The 1,285-nt window shown below is 52.4% G+C and carries 7 tRNA genes and 2 rRNA genes; all 9 read left to right on the forward strand.

The features are described from left to right. Window positions 1-108, forward strand: a 23S ribosomal RNA gene (locus NE547_RS17895); the annotation flags it as partial. 88 nt (window positions 109-196) lie between these two features. After that, window positions 197-272 (forward strand) — tRNA-Lys (locus tag NE547_RS17900). Window positions 273-275: 3 nt separating this feature from the next. Continuing rightward, window positions 276-350, forward strand: a tRNA-Glu gene (locus NE547_RS17905). Window positions 351-472: 122 nt separating this feature from the next. Beyond that, window positions 473-588 (forward strand): 5S ribosomal RNA (gene rrf, locus NE547_RS17910). Window positions 589-628: 40 nt separating this feature from the next. Then, window positions 629-704: transfer RNA gene (locus tag NE547_RS17915), tRNA-Asn, on the forward strand. Window positions 705-767: 63 nt separating this feature from the next. After that, window positions 768-844: transfer RNA gene (locus NE547_RS17920), tRNA-Ile, on the forward strand. Between the two features lie 3 nt (window positions 845-847). Further along, window positions 848-923 (forward strand) — tRNA-Trp (locus NE547_RS17925). A gap of 40 nt (window positions 924-963) precedes the next feature. After that, window positions 964-1,040, forward strand: a tRNA-Asp gene (locus tag NE547_RS17930). Between the two features lie 3 nt (window positions 1,041-1,043). Next, window positions 1,044-1,119 (forward strand) — tRNA-Thr (locus NE547_RS17935). Window positions 1,120-1,285 lie beyond the last annotated feature (166 nt).

Raw genomic sequence — 1,285 nt, forward strand, 5'->3', positions numbered from 1 at the left:
TCCTATATGGAGTAAGGCTCGACGTAGACTATGTCGTTGATAGGCCGGAGGTGGAAGCGCTGTAAGGCGTGCAGCTGACCGGTACTAATAAGCCGAGGGCTTGACCTTAACATGATGATATGCAGGTAGCTTGTCTCTCCGCTTCCATTCTACATTGTTCGGTTTTGAGGGTGCTGGCACCCTGATGATGGCGTATGCGCCTTTAGCTCAGTTGGTAGAGCAACTGACTCTTAATCAGTGGGTCCCGGGTTCGAATCCCTGAAGGCGCACCAAACGGCCCGTTGGTCAAGCGGCTAAGACGGCGGCCTCTCACGCCGCAAACGTGGGTTCGATTCCCGCACGGGTCACCATCATTTTTTCCTTGACAGCGTGTTAAGAATTGAATATAATAGCTTACTGTTGAGAAAGACGGTAAGGAGAGAAAAGTTCTCTGAAGTTTTCTTTGCTTACTTTCTTTTTCGAAAGAAAGTAAGTTGGTGCTGATTGCGGCGAGGGTCCACCCGTTCCCATCCCGAACACGGAAGTTAAGCTCGCCTGCGCCGAAGATACTTGCCTGGAGATGGGCTGGAAAAATAGGTAGCGCCAACATCAGAAGGTCTGGTCTGACCAGACCAGACCTTCTTCATATTCCTCAATAGCTCAGTTGGTAGAGCATGCGGCTGTTAACCGCAGGGTCGTTGGTTCGAGTCCAACTTGGGGAGCCAAACATGCGGCTTGCCGCCACGCCGTCGTGACGGCAAGCCATTTATTTTTCCGCTGGACGGTATGGGCCTTTAGCTCAGTTGGTTAGAGCAGCCGGCTCATAACCGGCCGGTCCACGGTTCGAGCCCGTGAAGGCCCACCACATAGGGGTATAGCTCAGCTGGTAGAGCATCGGTCTCCAAAACCGAGTGCCGAGGGTTCGAATCCTTCTGCCCCTGCCAGATAGCAAAACAGCCTCAGCTGTCTTTGATATAAATAGATGGCGCGGTAGTTCAGTTGGTTAGAACGCCGGCCTGTCACGCCGGAGGTCGAGGGTTCAAGTCCCTTCCGCGTCGCCATCTGCTGCTATAGCTCAGTCGGTAGAGCGCATCCTTGGTAAGGATGAGGTCCCCAGTTCAAATCTGGGTAGCAGCTCCACAAAAACCGCTCTTTTCAGTTGAAAAGGGCGGTTTTGCATTGGTAGTACCGCAGGCAACCCCCGGCTAAGCCGGGGGTAAAAAAGTAGCTTATAGCGAGGAGAAAAGTAGAAAAGAAAAAGGCTCCCTGTTAAAGTAAAAGTGGTTTGCCGACCACACAACTACGA

The organism is Flavonifractor sp. DFI.6.63 (assembly GCF_024462255.1).
GTDB lineage: Bacteria > Bacillota > Clostridia > Oscillospirales > Oscillospiraceae > Lawsonibacter_A > Lawsonibacter_A hominis.